This window comes from Mesorhizobium onobrychidis (assembly GCF_024707545.1).
Lineage (GTDB): Bacteria > Pseudomonadota > Alphaproteobacteria > Rhizobiales > Rhizobiaceae > Mesorhizobium > Mesorhizobium onobrychidis.
In genome coordinates this window covers 7,177,485-7,202,176 of record NZ_CP062229.1, presented here as the reverse complement: position 1 = coordinate 7,202,176, position 24,692 = coordinate 7,177,485, and the positions used below count along the sequence as shown (strand labels likewise).

The following is a 24,692-nucleotide window of genomic DNA, read 5'->3' as shown; positions in this document are numbered from 1 at the left end:
GTTCTTCAAGCGGAGGAGCGGCGAAATAAAATTCAGTTGTTCAAAGCGTAATTCTTCCTAAGCTGCTCGTATGAGGCGATCCGAGGACGAAATAAATCTGACGGCGACGGATCTGGTTGGCCATTTGAACTGCCGCCATCTAACAGCGCTTGACCTCGCTGTCGCGCAAGGCGCGCTGGCCAAGCCATCGACCTATGATCCGTTTCTTGACATCCTGAGGGAGCGAGGCGCGCTGCATGAGCAAGCGTATGTCGATCATTTGAAAGCCTCGGACCTCGACGCGGTGCGCATCGATGGTGTTGATATCACGGCCGCGTCGGCCGCGCGGACGCTCGAGGCGATGCGGGCTGGTACGCCCGTTATCGTCCAGGGCGCTCTGGCGAACGGACGGTGGAGCGGCAGGGTGGACGTGCTGCTGCGCGTCGAGACGCCATCCGCGCTCGGCTCCTGGTCTTACGAGGCGGTCGATACCAAGTTGGCGCGCGAGACCAAGGGTGGCACCGTGCTCCAGCTTTGCCTCTATTCGGATCTGCTCGCCCGTGCGCAAGGCTCGAGCCCCGAGTTCATGCACGTGGTTCCGCCATGGGCGGATTTTCAGCCGGAGCGCTATCGCTTCGCTGACTACGGCGCGTTCTTCCGCCGGGCCAAATCCGGACTTGAACTCACAGTCGACGCCGCCGGCGACTTGAATACCTATCCCGACCCAAACAGCCACTGCGAAGTTTGTCGCTGGAGCAAGCAATGCGACGGGCGGCGCCGAGCCGACGATCACCTGAGCCTCGTCGCCGGCATCTCCAAGGTTCAGATAAACGAGCTGAAAAGCCAAGGCGTCGAGGCGATGCGATCGCTAGCCGGCATGCCGCTGCCCTTGCAATGGAAACCCGAACGCGGCTCGGCCCATTCCTATGAACGTGTTCGCGAACAAGCGCGTTTGCAAATCGCGGCGAGAGACAGCGGAGTTCTCGGCTTCGAGCTCTTGCCCGCCGAACCAGGTTTTGGCCTGTCCTGTCTTCCGGAGCCGTCGGATGGCGATGTCTTCCTCGACCTGGAAGGCGATCCCTTCGTCGGCGAGCACGGGCTTGAGTACCTGTTTGGCTATTGGTTTCGCGACGCCGCCGGCGGGTGGAGTTACGTCGGCGACTGGGCCTTCTCCCGCGACGGTGAAAAGCAGGTTTTCGAGGCTTTCATCGACTTCGTGTCGCGACGTCGGGAGGCCCATCCGGACCTGCATGTTTACCACTACGCGCCCTACGAGCCGGGGGCCTTGAAGCGCCTGATGGGGCGCTATGCGACGCGGGAGGAAGAATTCGACAACATGCTGCGCTCGAAGCTGTTCGTCGACCTATATGGCGTTGTCCGAAACGGCCTTCGTGCCAGCGTCGAGAGCTATTCGATCAAGAAGCTGGAGCCGCTTTATGGATTTAAACGCGAAATGGCTCTTCCCGACGCCAATGTCGCGTTTCTCAGTCTGCAATCGAGCCTTGAACTTGGACACCCCGACCAAATTCGCGAACAAGACAGATCCGTGGTCGAGAGCTACAACCGCGATGACTGTGTGTCGACGCAGTGTTTACGGGACTGGCTGGAAGCGCTCCGCTCGCAGGCAATCGGGGCTGGAGCGAGTATTGCCCGACCTCAACCCGAAGGCGAAGTTGCCAGAGAAAACGTCACGGCATGGCTGGCAAGGATCGGCCCGCTGATCGAACGTTTGACGGCGGACGTCCCCGCCGATCCGCGGGCACGAGACGCCGACCAGCAGGCGCGCTGGATACTCGCCAACATTCTCGATTGGCATCGGCGCGAGGCAAAGGCCATGTGGTGGGAGTTCTTCCGGCTTCGCGACCTTTCGGCCGAGGAGCTGATGGATGAGCGCGGCGGTCTGTCGGACCTCACCTTCGTCGGCGAGGTCCCCGGTACGGGAAAGCTGCCGACGCACCGTTATTCCTTTATTCCGCAGGAAACGGACATTCGCGGGGAGGAAGACCTGCACAATGTCGGCGGCGATAAGATCGGGACGACCGTGGCGGTGTCGCAGCGCAACCGTACGATCGATATCAAGAAGACGGCAAAGTCCGTCGATATTCACCCGCGGGCGATCTACGGCTCGAAGAGTTTCGGTTCCGATGAACAGGCCAATTCGCTGGTGCGTATCGGCGAGTATGTCGCGGATCATGGGCTGGCTGGCGATGGGGCATTTTGTGCGGCGCGCGATCTGTTGCTGCGCCTGGCGCCTCGGCTGCGGGGGCAACCTATCAAGATCGACGGGGAGACCAGCTTGGCCGCTGCGACACGGGTTGCCGCGTTGTTCGATGGCGGCGTCTTTCCCATACAAGGCCCCCCAGGAACCGGAAAATCGTTCACTGGCGCGCGCATGGTGTGCACTCTTGCTCGCGAAAATAAGACTGTCGGGATCACCGCCAACAGCCACAAGGTCATCCGAAACCTGGTCGACAAGGTCATCGAGGCGGCCGACGACCTAGACGTCGATCTGACCTGCGTCGTGAAGGCGAAAGAGACGGAATCCGATCAGCACCGGCTGGTTTTCGCGAAGGGAAACGCCGACGTGTACAAAGCGCTGGCGGGGGCCTGTAAGGTCGCCGGTGGGACGAGTTTTCTCTGGTCACGGGCCGACGCGTTCGCATCAGTCGACGTTCTCGTCGTGGACGAAGCCGCACAGATGTCGCTAGCGAACGTGCTGGCGGTTTCGCAGGCAGCCCATACCGTTGTTTTGCTTGGCGACCCGCAGCAGCTCGATCAACCGATGCAGGGGAGTCATCCTGAAGGAACCGACGTGTCAGCGCTAAATCATATCCTTGGTGGCGGAAAAACGATCGCGGCCGGCCAGGGCCTCTTTCTGGAAGAGACCTGGCGGCTGCATCCGGATCTCTGCGCATTCACTTCGGAACTGTTTTATGAGGGCAAGCTGCGTTCGAAGCCTGGCCTTGAGGGCCAAATCATCTCGAGTGGTCCAATCGACGGTTCTGGCCTTCGCTATCTACCTGTCGCCCACGGTGGTAATCAAAACTCCTCACCCGAGGAAGCCCACGCCATTCATCGCCTTGTCGATCATGTGTTGCTGTCAGATACACGTTGGACCAATCGGGATGGAAAAGAAGCGGCCATCAGCCTCGAAGATATCCTGATCATCGCTCCCTATAACGCGCAGGTTTTCGAAATTCAGCAGCGCCTGCCCGACGCCAGGGTCGGTACGGTTGACAAATTTCAGGGACAGGAGGCACCGATCGCCATCTATTCGATGGCTTCGTCAACGCACGCGGATGCTCCGCGAGGCATGGAATTCCTCTACAGCCTCGACCGCTTCAACGTCGCAACGTCTAGGGCCAAGTGCCTGTCGATCCTCGTCGCGTCACCGCAGGTATTCGAAGCCGAGTGCAAGACGCCACGACAAATCCGGCTTGCCAACGCGTTTTGCAGATATCTCGAAATATGCTCGGAAATCCAATTGCCAATGACCCGTCAGCTTTGACTCGTTGTTAGATAAGATAGGGAATGCAACTCAGCAACGTGCCGCTTTTGCCCATTCTTATGCGAGTTCAGTTTTCATCCACCATGCTCCCGCCGTAGTGTAGTCGCTGTTTTGAGGTCTTGCATCATGTACGATAGAAGCTACAGCCTACCAAATTGGTACCGCGGCTTGATGTTTTTATTAAGATAGTTTCCCTTTGAGTCTGCCTGCATTAGCTCCTGGTGTACCCATTCTTCGACCGAGTAGTAGACATATGTCTCTCCCGACTTCAGAAAACGGATGTGCAACTCTTGGGTAGCGTCATCGTACCCAATCGCTTCAACGTTTTTTGAATCCACAAAAACCATGTCAGGCATCTGAATCCCCCTCTGCTTTCGTCGCCTCATCCTCGGTCGACGTGGTCTGCCTACGCCACATGCTTAGCGCCTTTGTATACAGCTTTCCCTCTGGTCGCGGGACGACCTGCCAGGCCTCTGGTAGCTTTGGGTCGTCTCCCATCGGCTTGTGCATAGCTTTACGAACACGAACCCTCGAAGGTATGGGCATTACTTCGCCAACAAAGATGCCCTCACCGGTCCTCAGGGAAGACAACTGATCTACCAGCCCCCCAAGGTCGTCGGGAACCGCGGCCCCAACCTTGCTTCTGTCAGACGCGTTTGTAAGCCTGAGTGCAATTAGCGAACCGCACTGACTCAGCACCGCACTGTCAACCTCCGACGGACGTTGAGTCACGAGCATGAGCCCGGTTCCATACTTGCGACCCTCTTTTGCAATTGTCGACAACGTGCGGTGAGCGGCACTGCCACTCCCTTCTGGGACAAAGCGATGGGCTTCATCGATGACAATTAGCAGCGGCTGTTGTCTGCCTCCCATTGCCAGGTCCTGTGCCCAAAAGAGCAAATCATACACCACACGCAGCATCGTCCCGACGATGGTGGGCAAGACCTCGGAGGGCAGTTCAGACACGTCAAAGACGCTTACGGGTCTCTCGTGCCCGATCCATTCCCTGACGAGACTGTCTAGGTCCTTGTTGACCTCCCCGGTCGTTGCTACAGCGTAGTCTCCCGGCTCGAAAAGGAACGAAAATCGTCCGTCCCGGAGCCGGATGCGCATGAAGTCCAACTGTCTCTCCAAGTTGCGCTTCTTGCCGTTCTTGTATGGAGCCGTATTGTAGGCGGACGCTGCGGGAAATTTGGCAGACTGCAACAGCTGCGCGTTTCCTGCGTCATCTGGCTCATACGCATCGGCCGGAAGTTGACTGTTCGTTTTGAAAGTCAGCCTTTCGAAGCGATCTAGGTCGAACCAAAGTTGCCTGATGCTAAAGGGAACAGGGGAGTCTGCCGTCAGCGTCTCGGGAGGTGGTGGGTTCGGGAGAAGTTTTGCCGATGCGACCTTCATGTCGAGAACTAGGTCTCGGATTGCTGCTTCATGGTTAGGCTGCACCCCACCCAGGGTCAGCTCAATCAGCTCAGAAAACGGCAGAGCCCAATAGGGCACGTAGAGGTGCTTTTCGCTTGCGGCTGTATCCGGTCGCACCCGAAACACGTACGCACGATCACCCAACGCTGAAGCGTACTCGCCGTGCGGGTCGATGACAACGATTCTCGCATTGGGGAAACTCCCAGACGAGGCGGCTTCGAGCAACACCGCTACCAGGTTGGACTTACCGGAGCCAGTCGAACCGACGATGGCACTGTGTCGGCTTACGAGTCCCGGAATACTTACGTCCGCGCTAATTCCTGAAGCGCCCGCTATCTGACCTACTGAAATGGTCCCCTTCTTACCTTGGGACCAACCATAGATGACTTCCAGATCATCCTTTGTAACCAAGTGCACTTCGTCACCCACAGTTGGGTACTGGCCGACACCTCGTTCAAACCGCTTCCCCATCGCCTCTCCGAACAACACAATGGTCATCCACCGAAAACCTGAGAGTTGAGAAGCTCCGTCGAGGTCGAGAGGTGTGTTGAGTGGCGGCTCTGGCACTCCGCCGGGGGCGGCATCAGCACCAATCTGCGTGCAAACCGCATATAGGTGAGTGTAACCCAGCGGGACACGCAGAAACCCGCCTATTTGGCCAATTCGATACGACTCGCCCGCAATCATCACCAATGTAGATCTAAGGTCGTCCCGCAGCCTTACTCGCACTACCGAGCCGCTAACCGACCCAACTTGGCCGATGTAGGTGGGTTCCGAAATGCCCATTGACTTTCTACTCCGTCATGTTCTGCAAGAACTTGCAGAACACGCTGAAATCGCCGATTTTCATGGAGACAGCGGAGGCCGGTGCGCCTGCGGTGGCGCCCGGCGTCGCAATGAAAGCCCCATCCTCAGAACTGGTTGCGCCGTCCTTGCGCCAAGGGCCCTGCCGCCCCCCAATGCACCCCTGGTCGGGGCCAAGCACAAGCATATTAGGACGTTGCGCGGCGCGCTTGGCAAGGTCGCTTGTTACGGGTGGTTCACTGAACTGTAGGGCATATGCGTGCGCCCTGCTGCGGTTCTCCAGGGAACCAAACAGCAGGTTATTGATGTGCTCGTCCCCGAAGCTATAGCCCACACTCACCAGCAACGCGTCCTCTTGGTCAAGGAAACGGCCGAGACGGTCTGAAAAGGCGGAATAGGGCTGTTGCCTTGACTCGTCATACTTCTCGAAAGAGGGATAAATCATCTCGCCTGAGCCATCAGGCGTGGTGCGGATCACGCGCATCTTTCCGTCTTGGTCGACACGACGCCAGGTAACCGAACCGTGCATCTTCCACAGTCTTGCCCAGGCCGCGGCAGGTGCCGCTTCAGTCCGTCTAAGGCTGTCAGAGTTGAAGAAAGGCTGGTAGCTACCGACAAATCCATCAAACAAGGGCACACGCTCGGCTTCTAACGCGTGCTCAAGGAGGACATCGTAGTTCACGGTAAATATCTCTACGGGCGTGCGACGAACCGTTTTACTGAGCCATCGAGCGAAGAGCCTGTGCGGGGAATCCAGGGTAAGGGCTGTAAGTTCGGGGTTCACCACTCTCGCGATGGTCTTTCGGACGGACTCTTCCAACTGCTGTATCTCGCCGATTGTCAGGCCAACCAAAGTGTCGGACCCACCAATGGCGCCGAGCATCATTCGAAGCCGCGAAAGTATGTTCTCAACGTGTGGGATTTGGCCAAGAGCAGCGATATTTGCTTCAATGCGGCTCCAAGCATCGGCAAACTTTGGGCCTAAAGTAGCGACATCCGCCTTGCATATCTTGGTTAGGCCCGCCACGGCAGGAATAATTGGCTCCTTGGTGGCAGGGTCGGCCTTACTGGCGATCTGCACAGCACAGGACGTGCCCGCCCCAAAAAAAAATGCTACGGGCTTGTCATGTCGCGCGAGATGATCTCGCAGGTCTGAAAGGACCTTATGCGAGTCGTGTTCTACCGCCATCGAGACCCCTCTTCACACCGCAAACGCTGATTCGAGATTGGTATATACTCTCTGAGCTGCAGTGGGTATTTGACTTCGCGTCAGAGGCTCAAGATTTCGCTAATATTTGCCGATAACTTGAAATCCTCGGCGCCCTGCCAATCTTCCAGCGCGGCACAATATGTTGTCCGGCGGTATGCATTCGCCCTGCGAAGGCGGACATTAAGAAGCCGACCTAAACTGCGCAGAATCGAGCATTGTCGACGGCCACCACCACGCTTTTATTCACAATTTGCCAACGCGTTGACGCCTCATCTCGCTATGGAGAATGACCGCTTCTGACCCCCAAGACGACGCGTGGGAAGAGCGTTCGGCTGCCATGGCGCGATTGAAGCTGATCCGAGCATCAGGTCACCGAAGACCAAAAGGGGCCGCCTTCCTGCCCTCTCGCCGCCCCGCATTGAGTTTGAATCGGCCGGACGACCGGTGATCACATTCATCCGGGAAGTCGGCCGGCCTTGCGAAGTTTCTGGCGCAGCACGGCAAGGGCGGCGTTCGCTGCCGCATCCATGTCATCGTAGCGTCGCGTGGCCCATGTCACCTCAGTGTCGCCGGCTAGTCTAGGTGGTATAGCCCGCTCCACGTACCGTCAGGGCGTCGAAAAATCTGGACGCGGTCGTTTCTGCGGGGTCGTGAACCGTTGCCCTGGGCGTCTCCCGCCAGACCGGATGCTCCAATTCGGAGGCGATTCGCTCGGCTCGCGCCTGAGCCAGCAAATCCTTCAGGCGGTCCTTGGCAGTGCTTATGGCCAATTCGACTTCAGCCAGAACGTCGGAATGCTCGATGTGCTCTAGGACGTAGTCATGATCCTTCGCATCCTTCTCGGCTTCGCGAACGCGACGGGCGAACAACTTTGCGCAGCCGCTCCGGCGTCGGGATCACCAGCAACGACATCTGATCGTGACTCTTCGTTCCAACATCGATCTGACCGAGTTGGGTCCGAGCTTTGATCAGTGCCTTCTCACGGCGCGCCGCACGCTCCGCCGCTCGCTTGCGGTCGTCGTCGCGTTCCCTAGCGGCGGCAAGGTTGCCTTCCATGTGACCCGCGCAGTACAGCTAGCCTCAAGCTCAAGGCCTGCCGGATGCCGCATGACATGGACGAAGCGAATTTGGATCGCCTCGCACATTTCGCAGAACTTGTGAAGGTCTTTGGACATATGCGCAGGACCAGCCGCTCTTCGGAACGTCCGGGTCCAACCACTTGCCGCAGCCACGCGCTACGAGCTCCTGTTCGGGCTGGATCATGTGTTTGCCCCCCTATCGATTTATACCACAAGCTGCTCAAGCTATGGCGAAACTCGAGTTGGCACGCCAACACGGTGGCTCGTCAGTTTCATGCACCGGTGGTCAACCAAGTTTCCGCATCACCAGCTTCTCGCCAAAGCACGACGAGCGGGTATGACCCGCCAATTCAGAGCCAACTGCCGATCCGTAGAAAGTCAGCTATCTCGTTTTGCAAGCCAAAAGCCGACTTTCTCCTCGCGGCCCCAAAGTAGCCGGTCGGCAACGCGCCTCTGTCCGCCGTGATGATAGTTTCGCTACGATTTCATGATGACGTTGCAGTCGATCTCGAAACCTGCTGCCGCGAGTTCACGACTCAACGCCTGTTTCCACGCGCCCCCTGTCGTGTAGGGTTCGTGCACCACGCCTTGAAGATCTGATGGTATCTCGATCTGACCCTCCACAAGGGCCATGATTCGGCTTCGGCCCAATCTGCAAACGAAATAGCCCAGTTCAAAAATAACGTTCTGGCGTGCACGCGGCTGGGACGGTTTCGCCTTGGTGTTACCCTCGTCGCCAGGGGTCAGCACCACGACAGCGTAGCCAACGTCTCCATGAGCTTCGAACTTCTCGATGATTGTGCGACCTTGGTTGGCTTGTTCCATGAGGATGATTGCCTCGAACCCAGCTTCTCCAAGAATCGGGCTACTGCCTCGCGGGCGCCGTCCTGATGCCCATGAACGACAAAGACTTTGCGGGCGGCTGGCTTTGTTTTCGCGGGTATTTTGACGGCCTCCTCGATGTGGAGGGTCCGCATGACGTGATCTCAGTCGCGAACTTGTCGACCAAGCTGATGACGGTCCCGAGCTCGGCGTCATGATCCGCGGGCTATTCCAGCGTTGCCGAACCGACCTTCCCGCCCTGAGTCTCTTCGCCGGCTTTCAACCACGCGGCCAAATCGACGCCTTCGGTAAGTTGCTGCGTGACGCTTTCAACCTCGGCGTCATGCAGTTGGCGCGACAGTTTCTTTATGTGCCGGTCGAAGGAATTCGACTCGGCCCAACGGAGGTCATTGATCGTGTTCTCGATCTGCCTGAGGAGTGCCGGCAACTTCTCAGTCTGCATTGGTTTGTCCTCGTCTTTCTGATCGGCTCGCGCCTGAGACGCACGTTCAGGGATCTGCTCCCGGTAGCTTTCTTTCATCTGATCGGCGAGATTCTCGATGATCTCGTTGCCTCAATAAGGGATCAAGACGCGGTCGACCGAGTTCTCCATCTGGCTGACCGCCGCGAGGACACTGCCGGGCTCGTTGGAGTCAAACCGCAATGTGACGAGATCACCGTCGAGCGCGCAACGCTCGCTGAGCGTCCTTGAGTTGCTTCTGCAATTTATCGAGGCCGCTGGTCTTGAACGCCATGTTGCACCCGCGTTAGTATTTGGATTTATACATCGCCAGCGGGCGAACAGATATGGTGGCCCTCGGGTGGCGCTTGTCCACAGGGTAGCCGGGCAGGCTCGAATCAGGCGAGCGCTGTTGCCGCGTGGTGCTTCCGACCTTTCGTTCGCGCTGCGATTCAGATCGCAACGCGTTACGCTTGTTAAGGCGCAAACGTATCTTCAGGTGCCCACTTTGGAGGGCGCCGGGAGCTGGCCCCCGGGCAGCCAGCATCACTCTACCGCGACGCTCATCCTCAGGCGCTCCATCTCCTGGAGCGCGCGGCGGTATTCGACCGGCATGATCTTCCGGAATTTCGGCCGGAAAGTCGCCCAGTTGTCGAGGATCTCGCGGCCGCGCACCGAACCTGTGTAATGGACGTGGTTCGAGATCAGCTGATAGAGCCGCTCCTCATCGTGGCTGGTCATGTCGCCGGACACGTCGACGCGGCCTTTGTGGTCGAGGTCGCCGCCATGATGGAGCAGTTTCTCCATCAGGTCGTCTTCTTCGGGAACGGGTTCCAGTTCGACCATCGCCATGTTGCAGCGCTCGGCGAAATCACCCACCTCGTCGAGCACATAGGCGACGCCGCCCGACATGCCGGCGGCGAAGTTGCGGCCGGTCTGGCCGATGACGACGACAATGCCGCCGGTCATGTACTCGCAGCCATGGTCGCCAACACCTTCGACGACGGCGGCGACGCCCGAATTGCGAACCGCAAAACGCTCGCCGGCGACGCCGCAGAAATAGGCCTCGCCCTCGGTCGCGCCGTAAAGCACCGTGTTTCCGACGATGATCGACTCCGCTGCGACGATCTTCGTGTTCTCAGGCGGGCGAATGACGATGCGTCCGCCCGACAGGCCCTTACCGACGTAGTCGTTGGCGGCACCGACCAGCTCGAACGAAACCCCACGCGCCAGGAAGGCGCCGAAGGACTGGCCGGCGGTGCCGGTGAGCTTGACCGAGATCGTGTCCTCGCGCAGGCCCTTGTGCCTGAAGCGCTTTGCCACTTCGCCCGACAGCATGGCGCCGGTCGAACGGTCGACATTGCGGATCGGCAGCTCGATGCTGACCGGCTGCCTGGCTTCCAGCGCCGGCTTGGCCAACTCGATCAGCTTGCGGTCGAGCACGTCGTCGATCGGATGCTTCTGCCGCTCGGTCCAGTGCACCGCCTCATGCGGGGCATCCGGCTTGAAGAACATCTTGCTGAAATCGAGCCCGCGCGCCTTCCAGTGCTGGATCAGCGCCCGCTTCTCCAGGAGTTCGGTGTCGCCGATGATCTGGTCGAGATGGGTGTAGCCCATCTCGGCGAGCAACGCCCGGACCTCTTCCGCCACATAGAAGAAGAAGTTGATGACGTGTTCCGGCGTGCCCTTGAAGCGCTTGCGCAACACCGGATCCTGCGTCGCGACGCCGACCGGGCAGGTGTTGAGATGGCACTTGCGCATCATGATGCAGCCGGCCGCGATCAGCGGCGCGGTCGAGAAGCCGAATTCGTCGGCGCCAAGCAGCGCGCCGATGACGACGTCGCGGCCGGTACGCAGGCCGCCATCGACCTGCAGGGCAACGCGCGACCTGAGGCCGTTGAGCACCAGCGTCTGGTGCGTCTCGGCAAGGCCCATTTCCCACGGGCTGCCGGCGTGCTTGAGCGAGGTCAGCGGCGATGCGCCGGTGCCGCCGTCATAGCCGGAAATGGTGATGTGATCGGCGCGCGCCTTGGCGACGCCTGCCGCAACCGTGCCGACACCGACTTCAGAGACCAGCTTGACCGAGACATCGGCCGCCGGGTTGACGTTCTTGAGGTCGTAGATGAGCTGCGCCAGATCCTCGATCGAGTAGATGTCGTGATGCGGCGGCGGCGAGATCAGGCCGACGCCGGGCGTCGAATGCCTGACTTTGGCAATGGTGGCATCGACCTTGTGACCGGGCAGCTGACCGCCCTCGCCAGGCTTCGCGCCTTGCGCGACCTTGATCTGCATCACATCGGAATTCACCAGATATTCCGCCGTCACGCCGAAACGCCCGGAAGCGACCTGCTTGATCGCCGAACGCTCGGGGTTCTTGCCGCCGTCCGGCAGCGGCAGGTAACGGTCGGCCTCTTCGCCGCCCTCGCCGGTGTTAGACTTGCCGCCGATCGTGTTCATGGCGCGGGCCAGCGTGGTGTGCGCTTCCCTGGAAATCGAGCCGAAGGACATCGCTCCGGTCGAGAACCGCTTGACGATATCGGCCGCCGACATGACCTCGTCGAGCGCGACCTTCTTGCGCCCGGTTTCGTCGGCCAGCCTGATCTTGAACAGACCGCGAATGCTCTGCGCCCGCGCCGTCTCGCTGTCGATCTGAGCGGAATAGTCCTTGAACGTCTGCCACGATCCCTGGCGCACGGCGTGCTGCAGGGTGGCCACCGCATCGGGCGACCAGATATGCGCTTCGCCGCGCATGCGGAACATGTATTCGCCGCCGACCTCGAGGCTGTTGCGCAGCACCGGGTCGTTGCCGAAGCCGTCGGCGTGGCGGCTGACCGTCTCGGCCGCGATCTCTTCCAGCCCGACGCCTTCGATCCGCGTCGCGGTGCCGGTGAAATATTTTTGCACGAAATCGGTCTTCAGCCCGATGATGTCGAAGATCTGCGCGCCGCAATAGGACTGGTAGGTCGAGATGCCCATCTTCGACATCACCTTGAGAATGCCCTTGCCGATCGACTTGATGTAGCGGGAGACGACCTCATTGGCGTCGACTTCGGCCGGCAGCTCGCCGCGCTTGTGCATGTCGAGCAGCGTGTCGAAGGCGAGATAGGGATTGATCGCCTCGGCGCCATAGCCCGCAAGGCAGCAGAAATGATGCACCTCGCGCGGTTCGCCGGACTCGACCACCAGCCCCACCGACGTGCGCAATCCCTTGCGGATCAGATGATGGTGGACCGCCGCCGTCGCCAGCAATGCCGGGATGGCGATGCGGTCCGGCCCGAGCTGGCGGTCGGACAGGATGATGATATTGTAGCCGCCGGCGACCGCCGCCTCGGCGCGCTCGCACAGCCGGTCGATGGCGCCCTGCATGCCGGCCGCGCCTTCGTTCGAAGCATAGGTGATGTCGATCGTCTTGGTGTCGAAACGGTCCTCGGTATGACCGATGGAGCGGATCTTCTCAAGATCGCCATTGGTCAGGATCGGCTGGCGCACTTCGAGCCGCTTGCGACGCGAATTGCCGACGAGGTCGAAGATGTTCGGCCTCGGCCCGATGAACGACACCAGGCTCATCACCAGTTCCTCGCGGATCGGGTCGATCGGCGGGTTGGTGACCTGGGCGAAATTCTGCTTGAAATAGGTGTAGAGCAGCTTCGATCTGTCCGACATCGCCGAAATCGGCGTGTCGGTGCCCATCGAGCCGACCGCTTCCTGGCCGGTGGTCGCCATCGGCGACATCAACAGCTTGGTGTCTTCCTGGGTAAAGCCGAACGCCTGCTGGCGATCGAGCAGGCTGACGTCCCTGCCCAGCGCCCGCGGCTCGACCGGCTTCAGGTCTTCGAGGATAAGCTGGGTGTTGGCGAGCCAGCTTTTGTAGGGATGCCTGGTCGCGATCTCCGACTTGATCTCCTCGTCGGAAACGATGCGGCCCTTCTCCAGGTCGATCAAAAGCATGCGGCCGGGCTGCAGCCGCCACTTCTTGACGATCCTTTCCTCCGGCACGGTGAACGCGCCGGCTTCCGAGGCCATGATGACGCGATCGTCGTCGGTGACGATGTAGCGGGCGGGGCGCAGCCCGTTGCGGTCGAGTGTGGCGCCGATCTGGCGGCCGTCGGTGAAGGCCACCGCCGCCGGCCCGTCCCACGGCTCCATCAGGGCGGCGTGGTATTCATAAAAGGCCTTGCGATCTTGATCCATCAGCTTGTTGCCGGCCCAGGCCTCAGGGATCAGAATCATCATGGAATGCACGAGCGAATAGCCGCCCTGGAACAGGAATTCGAGCGCATTGTCGAAGCAGGCCGTGTCCGACTGCCCCTCATAGGAGATCGGCCACAGCTTGGAGATGTTGTTGCCGAACAACTCCGAATCGACCGACGCCTGGCGCGCCGCCATCCAGTTGTTGTTGCCGCGCACCGTATTGATTTCGCCATTATGCGCGACCATGCGGTAAGGGTGCGCCAGCTTCCACGACGGGAAGGTGTTGGTCGAAAAACGCTGGTGGACGAGGATCAGCGCCGTTTCGAAGCGCGGATCGCTCAGATCCTTGTAATAGGCGCCGACCTGATAGGCCAGGAACATGCCCTTGTAGACGATCGTGCGCGCGGACAGCGAGACGCAGTAGGAACCGATGTCGCGATTGTCGTTCTCCGCGTAGATGCGGCCGGAGATCACCTTGCGCAGGAGATAAAGCCGCGCCTCATACTCTTCGTCGTCATCGATGTCGGGTAAACGCCCGATAAAGACCTGGCGGTGGTACGGCTCGGCGGCCGCAATGTCGGGCGCCTTGGACAGCGACGAACTGTCGACCGGCACATCGCGAAAGCCGATAAGCGGCAGGCCTTCCGATTGCGCCGACTCAGTGATGATCGCGTCGACATGCGCGCGCAACGCGGCGTCCTGCGGCATGAACCAGTGGCCGATGCCATACTGTCCGGCTGGCGGCAGTTCGATGCCCTGCCTGGCCATTTCCTCGCGAAAGAAACGGTCGGGAATCTGCACATGCACGCCAGCCCCGTCGCCCATCAGCGGGTCCGAGCCGACGGCCCCGCGATGCGTCAGGTTCTGCAGCATAGCCAAGCCGTCCTCGACGATCTGGTGCGACTTCACGCCTTTCATCTGCGCAATGAAGCCGACGCCGCAGGCATCATGTTCGTTACGCGGATTGTAGAGGCCGTGCTCAGCAGCGCGTTTGACGGCGACGGCTTTCATCTGCGCGGGGGCGGTCTGCTCCGTCGTCACAGGTGAAACGTGCATCATCGTCCTTCCTCCGTTCTTGCATCCGGCTTGGCTCCGCGCCAGAGAAAAGGGCGGCATCACTGCCGCCCTTCCGAGCTTGTTGAGCTGCGTGGACCTTAGAAATCCATACCACCCATGCCGCCCATGCCGCCCATGCCGCCGCCGCCCATGCCGCCTGGCATGCCGCCGCCAGCCGACTCCTTCTTCGGAGCCTCCGCGATCATGGCTTCGGTGGTGACCAGCAGGCCGGCGACCGAGGCCGCGTCCTGGAGAGCCGTGCGCACGACCTTGACCGGATCGACGATACCCATGGCGATCATGTCGCCATATTCGCCGGTCTGGGCGTTGAAGCCGAAGGTCGCGCCCGTGTTCTCAAGGATCTTGCCGGCAACGATCGATGCTTCCGCACCGGCGTTGGCCGCGATCTGACGGGCCGGAGCCTGCAGCGCGCGACGCACGATGGCGATGCCAGCGGTCTGGTCGGAGTTGGCGCCGACAGCCTTGATGCTCAGCGAAGCGCGCAGCAGTGCGACGCCGCCGCCGGGAACGATGCCTTCTTCGACGGCCGCGCGGGTCGCGTTGAGGGCATCATCGACGCGGTCCTTCTTTTCCTTGACTTCGATCTCGGTCGCACCGCCGACGCGGATGACGGCAACGCCGCCCGCCAGCTTGGCGAGACGTTCCTGCAGCTTCTCCTTGTCGTAGTCCGAGGTGGTCTCCTCGATCTGCTGCTTGATCTGGGCGACGCGGCCCTGGATCTCGGCCTTCTTGCCGGCACCATCGACGATGGTGGTGTTCTCCTTGGAGATAGACACCTTCTTGGCGCGGCCGAGCATGTTGAGGCCAACATTCTCGAGCTTGATGCCGAGGTCTTCGGAAATGACCTGGCCACCGGTGAGGATGGCGATGTCTTCCAGCATGGCCTTGCGGCGATCACCGAAGCCCGGCGCCTTGACGGCGGCGATCTTCAGGCCGCCACGCAGCTTGTTGACGACGAGCGTGGCCAGGGCCTCGCCTTCGACGTCTTCCGAGATGATGACCAGCGGCTTCGAGGTCTGCACGACAGCCTCGAGGATTGGCAGCATGGCCTGCAGGTTGGAGAGCTTCTTCTCGTGGAGAAGGATGTAGGCGTCTTCCAGATCCGCAACCATCTTGTCGGCGTTGGTGACGAAGTAGGGCGAGAGATAGCCGCGGTCGAACTGCATGCCTTCGACGACTTCGAGTTCGGTCTCGGCGGTCTTGGCTTCCTCGACCGTGATGACGCCCTCATTGCCGACCTTCTGCATCGCTTCGGCGATCATCGAGCCGACCGAAGCATCGCCATTGCCGGCGATGGTGCCGACCTGGGCAACCTCTTCCGAGGTCTTGATCTTCTTGGCGTTCTTGATCAGCGTCGCGACGACGTCGCTAACCGCGAGGTCGATGCCGCGCTTCAGGTCCATCGGGTTCATGCCGGCGGCAACCGCCTTGTGGCCTTCCTGGACGATCGACTGCGCCAGAACGGTCGCGGTCGTGGTGCCGTCGCCGGCGATGTCGTTGGTCTTCGAAGCAACTTCGCGGACCATCTGCGCGCCCATGTTCTCGAACTTGTCTTCAAGCTCGATTTCCTTGGCGACGGTGACGCCGTCCTTGGTGATGCGCGGTGCGCCGAACGACTTGTCGATGACGACGTTGCGGCCCTTGGGGCCGAGCGTGACCTTCACCGCGTCGGCGAGGATGTTGACGCCGCGCAGCATGCGCTCACGGGCATCGCGAGAGAATTTTACGTCCTTGGCCGGCATTTTTTACTCCTGGGCATTTCGCCCTAAATTGAGATTGGATGGTGCGGATGAAAGGTGGCGGCGTGTCAGCCGATGATGCCCATGATGTCGGATTCCTTCATGATCAGAAGGTCTTCGCCATTGAGCTTGACTTCGGTGCCCGACCACTTGCCGAACAGGATGCGGTCGCCGGCCTTGACGTCGAGCGGGACGAGCTTGCCGGCTTCGTCGCGGGCGCCGGAACCGATGGCGATGATCTCGCCTTCCTGCGGCTTTTCCTTCGCCGTATCCGGGATGATGATCCCGCCTGCGGTCTTGGATTCGGATTCGACCCGACGAACGACCACGCGGTCATGCAGCGGCCGGAAATTGGATTTTGCCATTTTGGATGTCCTGGTGCGGATGTTGAACGGTTCTCCGTTGCCGGAGCGTGCGAGTGCTATCGTGGCGCTGAGATAGGCGGTCGGCTGCCTCCCCGTCTTCCCTGTGGGAGCAGGTGGGTCGGTGGGCAGCGTCGAGCTGGCTAGTAACCTTCTTCATGTTCCAAGTCTTACTCCAGTGCCATTTTTGATGGTCCGGGAGGCCCGCGGCGGCAGTATGTTTTGGTGAGGTGATCAGGCACGTCTTCTCCTTGTCGGTCACGTGTTTGCGGATAACAGCGAGGCTGGGCTGGACGCCTGGGCCGGCCTATTTGCACAACCACGTCAGGGAAATGGACGAATTGGCCAGTAAGCCATTCCGACTATCGCCCCTTCTTTGGTTTCCTCCTTGGCCGCCCCTTTCACCTTTTGGGAGAATCCTTTTGCGGAGCCACACAGAGAGCGCCGTAACAAACCTTCTCACCCTTGTAGTTGGCCAGAGCCTGCAGCAACTCCGGTAGAAGGGACTGTTTCAGGTCGTCCGAGATAGGCTCCGGACCCTCCAGCGCTTTCAGTGCCTGCTCGACCAACTCGATGGCGCGATCTTTGCCGCTCTCATGATAGTACTGAGCGACCACCGGATAAGACAGGAACTTATAGCCGTCGCCTTGCGGCAGTGCCACGATGTGTTTGGACAGCTCTTCACCCATCGCGAAGCGCTCAGCAGACGGAAAGCCGGAATAATCAAAGCCCGGCGTGAAGAGTTGGAATAGCGCCCAATACATCCATCCCCAGGACTTTCTGTCGATCGCGTCGCGAACGAATTGGCGCATTACGGGCAAGCCGGCCTGCATGTCGCGCATATTGTGAAGCAACAGTTGCGCATGACGCACGCGGAAATTGAGGTTGTCCGGCATCAAGGTGATGCCCTCTTCGATTACCGAGAGCGCCGTCTTCCAATCCTCGGCCTCCATTGCCGGCCGAAATTTGTCGTATATGGGCTTGGTCAGCGCTTGTTCGCGCGCCATGGTTTCGCCTTCCGCGATCCGCTCCGCATCGGCGGATTTTGCCTGATCGCTGCTGCGCCAGCTGCCGTTAAGCACCTTCGGCAAGACCTCATCGAGTTCCGTCGGACCACCGATAAAGGCGATGTGACCATCTCGGTCGACCACGAACGAGGTCGGAATCCCGAAAGAAAAGCTGGGCTCCATCCAAAGCTTTTTCATTTCGCCTGTGGAGTCGAACGCGATCCGAAAGTTCAGATCCGTGAGCTTTTCGGTCAACCAAGCGTCCAACTTGCTTCGGGCCTCATCGGCCGTCGGAGCGCGTTCAGAAGCCGCGACTCCGACGATCTCAACGCCGCTGTCCTTGTATTTCTCCTGCAGCTGGATCAGATGGGGCATCGCGTCCACACAAGGGGCGCACCAAGTTGCCCAAAATTCGACGATGTACACTTTGCCGGGCTCGAAGCTGGTGAGGGGCTCGCCACGCAGCCAGGTTTCCGCTTGAATCGAAGGAGCCGGGGACTCGATCTGCAACACTACGTTGCTCTCCAAAGCTGTTGTCAAAGGTTGCGAGATTTTCTGCACGAGCTTATTTCCCTGTCATAGACGGCACCCGGTTCAGGGGAGAGAACATCCTCGTCTTGCTCCATTGCGTGCCGTCCTGCTCAAGGGTTGCAAGGGCCTTGCCAGCGGGCTCAGCGCGCGGTAAGTGCATGAATATGCTTTGAAAAACCTCTGCAGTGCCCCACATGGCCGGTTGTAATGAACCTGACATTTTTGCCAATGTTTGTTCTGAACCTGACATTTTGTCCGCCACTGTCAGGCTTTGGACACGCATTGCACGTGCTTAGGGCCGCCAGAAAAGCGTGGCCCGCCTTCGTGATCTCGGCATAGCTCTTGCGCTGGAAGTGAACCGCGCGCCGCGCCAACTCCAATTCGAGTGTGCTGAGCAGCGTCTCGCTGCTCGCCTGCGCCAAAGTGGTCTCGAAAAAATCGATCTCCTTCCGCCGATAGGCCTGCCGTTTGCTCTCAGCGTGCTGAACATAATCCGCAAATGGGGAGGTTCCGTCGGCGTTGAGCGCGAAATGCTCATGCACCGTGTCGGTCTGCGGATAGTAGAAATCGGGATGCAGATGGCGGACCGTACTGTCATCGTCCTCGACCGCGATTTGCCGCTCATACACCAGTCAGCGGTGGCGGTCTGCGCCTCGCCGCCCTTTCGCGCATCCTCGTAGCGGATGGTGACGCTTTCGTCGTCCTGGTCGATCTCCGTGACCTTCACGTTGTATTTGGTAAGGCTGCCGACTTCCCTCTCGAACGCCATCGCTATCATGTCCATGCCGCCGACCGGCTGCAGCATCGTGGTCTGGTAGTCATAGAGACTGCCAGTGCTAAGGCTGCTCCACAGGCCGGATTGCACGATATCGGAGAGCCCTATCGGCTGCGATGGCTTGGCCAGCGGCATCTGGCCGCCGCCCGGTTCAATATCAAAGCCTCGCCGCTCGCTGCTGTGAGTGCCAGCGACGTAAGCGTGGTTTTCGTCAAGCGCGCCCCAGCTCTGCAACGCTTCCAGCAGCTTCTCCCGGTCCTCCGTCGAGACCGCCTGGTCGAGTCCACCCTGCTTCGTTACCTTGGAAAGCAGCTGGGCGACATGGCCGTTGAAATCCGCGCTGACATGGCGGTAGCGCTGCGGCTTGCCTTCGAACGCCTTGACCGAATGCAAGTAGTCGTTGTGGTTCACCTGCACGAACGCCTCGAGTTTGACGCCGAGCCGCTTGCAGTAATCCAGCACGGCATGGTGATGGTAAGCGATACGCCACGGGCCGGGATTGATATCAAGACCCTCGTCGAACTTGCATTCCTGCTCTAAGCCGCCGAGTTCGGTGTAATTGTCGCCGCCACGCAGCGACCAGCAGCGACCGCCGGCTTTTCCCTGTACTCCAGAACCTGCACCTTGTAACCGACCTTGCTGAGCTCGTACGCAGCGACCATGCCGGCCAGTCCGCCGCCGAGTACGAGAACGGAAGCCCCTTTCGGATCGCCGTCCAGCTTGATCGGACCCTTGTAGGGCGACTCCTGCGCGAAGCCCAGGGTCGTCATGGCCTGATACATGGCCTCCGGAACTACTCTTTCAGGGGGATCGCAAGGACGAGAATAACCGGGCGGGGGCAGCGGGTCAGGGGTAGACCGGCCTCAGACGATTGTCTACCGGCCTGCCGACCGCCGGGCGTCGCTGTTAGCGATCACCCATCGATCGCGTGACGCCGAGCGCCGGATTTGCAAGAGATGGTTGCCGTGCTAGGGCGACGCTCCAGGTCGAAAGGAAAGAAGATGGGACAAGAGTATGCCCGTGAGAAATTCGTGATCGCCATGTCCAGCCTGGTGTCGCCCGGCGACATCCGCAAACGGCTGGAAGGCGCGTACATGTCATTCCACCCTGTCCGAGCAAGCACTTAACAGTCATGAAATGGCAGCGCGGTACAAGAGATCATGTCGCGGCTTACCGCCGTGAAGGCGAGCAATCCGCAGCAGGGTCATCTGCATGCCACGCTCGATCAGATGACCGGGGAAAAAGCTGGGGAGATGGCCGAACTGATGTGGAATTTGATCTGCGGTCTGCTGACGTCACCCACTAGCCCGCTTGGGTCCACTAAGTTCCGGCAGATCATCTCTGACTGCGGACACTGTTTGTCCTCTTCCCCGGAATCGAGCCGCCGTCGCGGGTTTTTCGCGGCCGTGGCCGCCTCGCTGTCTGCTGTGCGCCTGACGAAGCGCGCAGCAGATGAGAAACCCTGCGTGCGTCGCGCTGGCGCTGATGGTGCAGCCGGAGATACGGCTGCTCGAGGAGCCATGACCGAGATTTCATTACAGGAAGAACTGGCGCGCATCTGAGCGAGAAAAACTCATCCTGGTGGACAAGGGCGTGCCAGCCGGCGCGGGCGTTTCGCGCCTCCAGCGCGGCAATCAACCCTGTGAATCAGGCTTGTCTATATAGCGAAAGTTCGACAAAAAGTCGCTCCGACTCGGATCGGGAGAAGGGAGCGGATATGGTCTTTCGATTGAAAGAGCGACTTGGCAAGAAACTTGAGGAAGAAGTGCAATTCTTCAAATGTTGGCAGAAGGATAAGAAAGGTGTGGGCGCACTCATGCCCACGTCGATCCATGCGGCGCGCCGCATGGCTAGTGTGGTCAACCCGCATTCTGGATTGCCGGTTTTGGAGCTTGGTGCCGGGACTGGTGTCATCACCAGGGCCATCCTGGAAAGAGGCATCAAACCGCATCGGTTGACTTCGGTCGAATATTCCAAGGATTTCTATGATGGCCTGGTGCGACGCTTTCCGGGAGTGGATTTCCGCTTGGGCGATGCGTTTGCCCTGGGAGAAATTCTTGGGGAGCGCCGGGGAAAGTTCGATTGTGTCATAAGCGCAGTGCCGATGTTGAGCTTTCCGATGCAACAGCGCCTCACACTGCTCGAGGATTTGCTTGCACGAATCCCCGCCGGGCGACCTGTGATCCAAATCACCTACGGTCTTCTGTCACCGGTGCTCAAAATGCCCGACCGTTACATCGTTTCTCACTACGATTTCGTCATTCGCAATGTTCCCCCCGCACAACTCTGGACCTATCGACGAGCAGTGTGAAACCCCAGGGGACGCGAGCGACAGGTGGCTTTCGGAATTCTTGTACAGGACTGCAAAGCCGGCTGAACTTGGTGATGGGGCCAGCCATTCGCGCCCTGGCGGGACCGCCTTCCATTCCGCATTTTCTGAGGCTCGATTTGATCGCAGCGGAGAGATGATGTTCGGCTACAAGCATTGAGAGCGACGAAGCTTCCGCTAACGCCTGTGTTTCTCCGGTATTTCGGAGATGCATTCCTCAAGACGCTCCAGGCAACTTCGCATTGCGAAGTTCATGTCCGGCTTCGAAACGTCGATGGCGTACTTGAGGTGTGGGCGCGATGAGGTCGCGCTCCAGTTCCGCAATGCGCGCACGCACCCGAAACGCTCGAGATTTAACTTCGGCTATTTTAGCGAAGACAAAGAGGGCTCATTGGAAAAAAGGCGGCGCTTGGAAGGACGAATGAAGCGATAGAAGGCCGTCCGTCCTATCGGTCATCTTCGGACCTGATGTCATGCGCAACCTGTTTATCTGCTTGAGGAGCGCTGAATCTGCAACGGTTTGGGCCGCGGACAAGCGAGACGCCGGCCAAGAGCGCAGTTGCGATCGAGGCATTGGGAGGCGGTTGGTGTGTGGGTAGTCAGGCCTGGCCTATCGCACTGATTGGCTCAGTGGCGCGCACTTTCGCAGCCATGGTGCCGCGGCACGTCGAATTGGGGTTGTCTGAGCAGTCGCTCGGCAAAGGCGAGGGCCTGCATCGACGGTTCTGTGATCGTGTGGCTGACGCCGCGGAGAAACCGCAGGCCTGTTTCTAGCCCGCTGAGCGCCGTCTACTTGCGGGCCAAAGCAGCGGAGAGATGATGTTCGGCTGCAAGTGTGCTTGGCGTGCAACTACTCTTGCGACAGGCTAAGCCCTGGAAAGGAGAATGGAATGTAGATCCTGAAACCTTTCGAAGCGATCCAGAGGGTTCGACCCCCTCCCGGCAAAGGCGCAGCACGCCAGCCGGAAGCGAGTCTTGCATGGGCGGCGGCAACATCGCTCGTGAAGCGTAGACAGCGGATGCTGAAGCCATGTGTCAGCCTCGAGATTATGTGCATGCGGAGGCCTTCGGCGTGGGTAGCCCGGGGGCAGCATCGTCGGAACCGCCAAGGGCGAGGTTCTGGCGGCTCGGCCGGGGTCTTGGAGCAAGGCAAAGGCATGGGATGGATCGCCAGGGAACCTGTGAGATCCCGCTTACGTCCACAAGCGAAGTACGCCGGAACAGGGACCGCCGGTTGACCATGGGTCCAGGCTCGATGAGCGTCCTCCACGCTCATCGGGAGCGCCTCGGCGAGCACGAACATGGGAGGCGCATGTGGGGCCTGTTACCGAAACTATAAGGGAGCAGGTATGCGTGAGCGGGAAGTCGTAGCGCCTTCATAGTAGCAGTGAAGACGGGGAACTGGGCTCACCGGGACCCGACGGAGCGAAGGGAGGCGTCATGTGTAGAGAACCGTTGACCTGAAACATGGGAGGGGGCTCTGAACCCCACAAACCTGTCTACGAACCGACAACGGATAGCCGAACTGGCGAGGACGAAACGGGGTGTGGCGCTGTGCTCGCTCCACCATGTCATCGATCTGGACTGGATGAAGGAGGCCTACCGGCTGACCCGCAAGGATGGTGCCCCTGGCATCGACGGCGTCACGGCGGCGGACTATGAGGTGAACCTGGAGACCAGACTTCTGGACCTCCTGGAGCGCATCAAGTCCGGCCGATATCGTGCGCCGCCGGTCCGGCGGGCCTATATACCCAAGGCGGATGGGTCGCAAAGGATGCTCGGCATTCCGACCTTCGAGGACAAGGTGGCGCAACGCGCCATTATGATGGTGCTGGAGACCGTCTATGAGGAGGATTTCTACCCCTGCTCATATGGGTTCCGACCGGGCCGCTCGGCCCATCAGGCGCTCCGCAATATGCAGAACGTGCTGTGGGCAAAGCGGCTCTATTGGGTGATCGATCTCGACATACAGAAATACTTCGACTCGATTCCGCACTCTCACCTCCGGGCGTTCCTCGACCAGCGAGTCACGGACGGCGTCATCCGACGGATGATCGATAAATGGCTGAACGCAGGAGCCGTCGAAGACGGTCTTCTGCACCGAACGGCCGAAGGATCCCCGCAAGGAGGCGTGGTCTCGCCCTGCCTCTCGAACATCTTCCTGCACCACGTGCTGGACGAATGGTTCGAGACCGAGGTGCGGCCGCGGCTCCGTGGGGGCTGTACCATTGCCCGCTACGCTGACGATGCGCTCATGGCGTTCGACAACATCGTCGACGCCCAGCGTGTCCTGGCAGTGCTGGACAAACGTCTTGGACGGTTCGGGCTTACGCTCCATCCCGACAAGACGCGTCTCGTCGACTTTCGCCCGCGAAGGACGGAGAGCACACGGCATCCGGAGACGGATGGCACCAAGTTCGACTTTCTCGGCCTGACCCACGTGTGGGGACGGTCGCGCAGAGGCAAGGACATGGTGATGCAAGTCACGGCCAAGGGCCGTTTTGCTCGTGCGCTGGCTGCGGTAAGTTACTGGTGCCGGAAACACCGGAACTGGTCGATCCGCGATCAGCATCGCCATCTCTCGTCCATGATGCGGGGCCACTTCGCCTACTATGGCGTCGGGGGAAATGCTCGGCGATTGCGATGGTTCGCCCACCAGGTCGTGAGGATATGGCGGAAATGGCTATCTCGGCGAGATCGTCAAAGCGTGTTCCGATGGAACCGCCTTAACGAAATCCTGAAACGCCATCCGCTGCCGCCAGCCAGGATTCTTCATTCGTTTGCCACCGTGAGCGAAACTCTACCATGAGGAACCGGATGCGGGAAAACTGCACGTCCGGGTCTGTGAGGGGTGGGGGCAGTAACGCCCCCACCTACTCGGCAATTCACCGGCTGGGGACTGTCAGGAATTCTGTGCGCGGGGAGCTGCCAGCGCGGTGCGTGCCGCAGTTCGACCACCTGCTTGCCGAGGTTCATTTTCCGGGTGCGACCCGAGGTCAAATAGACCGAGCGGATCGGAACCTGTGTCGTGAGGCCAAGGGTGTTGGCGGCCGCCGCACCGCTGGACACGATGACTTCGCCGCGCTGGCTGGCGAGCGCCTCGACCGCCTGTTCCACCGAAGGCGACCGCGTGCCAAACCGGCTCGTCACGGGACGCAGATAGACGCCGCGGTCAGCGCGGATCAGTTGGCCACGCTCCACCAGGCGCGACAACGCCTGATCCACCGCAGCCCGATTGCCGAGGTGAAGCAAGCTCTTCGCGGACACGGGCGTACCCTCGGGCAAACCGCCCGCATGCGCCAAAATCTGTTCGCTCAAGCGTTGCAATCGGCGGCTTGCTGTCGTCCGGCTAGATCAGCGGAGCCCCCGCATCGAGCAGGCCATAGCCATCAGGCGGCCG

Annotated in this window: 18 protein-coding genes and 1 pseudogene; 4 read left to right on the top strand and 15 right to left on the bottom strand. The window is 60.1% G+C overall.

Annotated elements, in window-relative coordinates; translation table 11 throughout:
* Positions 1-70: 70 nt before the first annotated feature.
* A complete protein-coding gene (locus IHQ72_RS35460) occupies positions 71-3,487 on the top strand; it encodes a TM0106 family RecB-like putative nuclease (protein WP_258120500.1) in 3,417 nt (1,138 codons plus the stop codon).
* A 140-nt stretch (positions 3,488-3,627) separates the two neighbouring features.
* On the opposite strand, the gene IHQ72_RS35455 is transcribed toward IHQ72_RS35460, so the two are convergent.
* The 14 genes and pseudogenes from IHQ72_RS35455 to IHQ72_RS35395 form a co-directional block, all read right to left on the bottom strand.
* Positions 3,628-3,834: a KTSC domain-containing protein gene (locus tag IHQ72_RS35455; RefSeq protein WP_258124061.1), complete on the bottom strand. Its 207-nt coding sequence runs from the start codon at positions 3,832-3,834 to the stop codon at positions 3,628-3,630.
* A gap of 1 nt (position 3,835) precedes the next feature.
* Positions 3,836-5,404 carry an ATP-binding protein gene (locus IHQ72_RS35450; protein ID WP_258120498.1) on the bottom strand — a complete coding sequence of 523 codons (1,569 nt, stop codon included), beginning with the start codon at positions 5,402-5,404 and terminating at the stop codon, positions 3,836-3,838.
* A 295-nt stretch (positions 5,405-5,699) separates the two neighbouring features.
* The gene (locus tag IHQ72_RS35445) at positions 5,700-6,899 is read right to left on the bottom strand and encodes an SIR2 family protein (RefSeq protein ID WP_258120489.1); all 1,200 of its coding nucleotides are present in this window, start codon (positions 6,897-6,899) and stop codon (positions 5,700-5,702) included.
* A gap of 599 nt (positions 6,900-7,498) precedes the next feature.
* Positions 7,499-7,789 carry a hypothetical protein gene (locus IHQ72_RS35440; protein ID WP_258120487.1) on the bottom strand — a complete coding sequence of 97 codons (291 nt, stop codon included), beginning with the start codon at positions 7,787-7,789 and terminating at the stop codon, positions 7,499-7,501.
* A gap of 687 nt (positions 7,790-8,476) precedes the next feature.
* Positions 8,477-9,037 carry a TIR domain-containing protein gene (locus IHQ72_RS35435; protein WP_258120477.1) on the bottom strand — a complete coding sequence of 187 codons (561 nt, stop codon included), beginning with the start codon at positions 9,035-9,037 and terminating at the stop codon, positions 8,477-8,479.
* A 10-nt stretch (positions 9,038-9,047) separates the two neighbouring features.
* Entirely contained in the window at positions 9,048-9,362 is a 315-nt protein-coding gene (locus IHQ72_RS37550) for a hypothetical protein (protein ID WP_502572797.1), read from the bottom strand.
* A gap of 33 nt (positions 9,363-9,395) precedes the next feature.
* On the bottom strand, positions 9,396-9,485 hold the full coding sequence (locus IHQ72_RS37545) for a hypothetical protein (protein ID WP_502572796.1): 90 nt from the start codon (positions 9,483-9,485) through the stop codon (positions 9,396-9,398).
* Between the two features lie 342 nt (positions 9,486-9,827).
* A complete protein-coding gene (gltB, locus tag IHQ72_RS35425) occupies positions 9,828-14,531 on the bottom strand; it encodes a glutamate synthase large subunit (RefSeq protein ID WP_374120318.1) in 4,704 nt (1,567 codons plus the stop codon).
* Positions 14,532-14,626: 95 nt separating this feature from the next.
* Positions 14,627-16,291, bottom strand: coding sequence for a chaperonin GroEL (gene groL, locus IHQ72_RS35420; RefSeq protein ID WP_258120473.1), 1,665 nt, complete (start codon positions 16,289-16,291; stop codon positions 14,627-14,629).
* 65 nt (positions 16,292-16,356) lie between these two features.
* On the bottom strand, positions 16,357-16,653 hold the full coding sequence (gene groES / locus IHQ72_RS35415) for a co-chaperone GroES (RefSeq protein WP_258120471.1): 297 nt from the start codon (positions 16,651-16,653) through the stop codon (positions 16,357-16,359).
* 398 nt (positions 16,654-17,051) lie between these two features.
* A complete protein-coding gene (locus IHQ72_RS35410) occupies positions 17,052-18,218 on the bottom strand; it encodes a TlpA disulfide reductase family protein (protein ID WP_258120469.1) in 1,167 nt (388 codons plus the stop codon).
* Positions 18,219-18,328: 110 nt separating this feature from the next.
* Complete coding sequence (locus IHQ72_RS35405; RefSeq protein WP_258120467.1) at positions 18,329-18,817, bottom strand: hypothetical protein; 489 nt, start codon at positions 18,815-18,817, stop codon at positions 18,329-18,331.
* An 83-nt stretch (positions 18,818-18,900) separates the two neighbouring features.
* Positions 18,901-19,539, bottom strand: a pseudogene (locus tag IHQ72_RS35400) (flavin monoamine oxidase family protein); the annotation flags it as partial.
* Positions 19,500-19,745 carry an NAD(P)-binding protein gene (locus tag IHQ72_RS35395; protein ID WP_258120465.1) on the bottom strand — a complete coding sequence of 82 codons (246 nt, stop codon included), beginning with the start codon at positions 19,743-19,745 and terminating at the stop codon, positions 19,500-19,502. The gene IHQ72_RS35395 and the pseudogene IHQ72_RS35400, both read right to left, overlap by 40 nt.
* A gap of 378 nt (positions 19,746-20,123) precedes the next feature.
* Here IHQ72_RS35395 and IHQ72_RS35390 point away from each other — a divergent pair, with 378 nt between their 5' ends.
* The 3 genes from IHQ72_RS35390 (at position 20,124) to ltrA (ending at position 24,101) form a co-directional block, all read left to right on the top strand.
* Positions 20,124-20,525: a hypothetical protein gene (locus IHQ72_RS35390; RefSeq protein ID WP_258120463.1), complete on the top strand. Its 402-nt coding sequence runs from the start codon at positions 20,124-20,126 to the stop codon at positions 20,523-20,525.
* A gap of 155 nt (positions 20,526-20,680) precedes the next feature.
* Positions 20,681-21,274, top strand: coding sequence for a phospholipid N-methyltransferase PmtA (pmtA, locus tag IHQ72_RS35385; RefSeq protein ID WP_258120460.1), 594 nt, complete (start codon positions 20,681-20,683; stop codon positions 21,272-21,274).
* 1,564 nt (positions 21,275-22,838) lie between these two features.
* On the top strand, positions 22,839-24,101 hold the full coding sequence (gene ltrA, locus IHQ72_RS35380) for a group II intron reverse transcriptase/maturase (protein WP_258120451.1): 1,263 nt from the start codon (positions 22,839-22,841) through the stop codon (positions 24,099-24,101).
* On the opposite strand, the gene IHQ72_RS35375 is transcribed toward ltrA, so the two are convergent.
* Complete coding sequence (locus tag IHQ72_RS35375; RefSeq protein WP_258120450.1) at positions 24,065-24,619, bottom strand: DUF6088 family protein; 555 nt, start codon at positions 24,617-24,619, stop codon at positions 24,065-24,067. The two genes, ltrA and IHQ72_RS35375, sit on opposite strands and share 37 nt — an antisense overlap.
* Between the last annotated feature and the right edge of the window lie 73 nt (positions 24,620-24,692).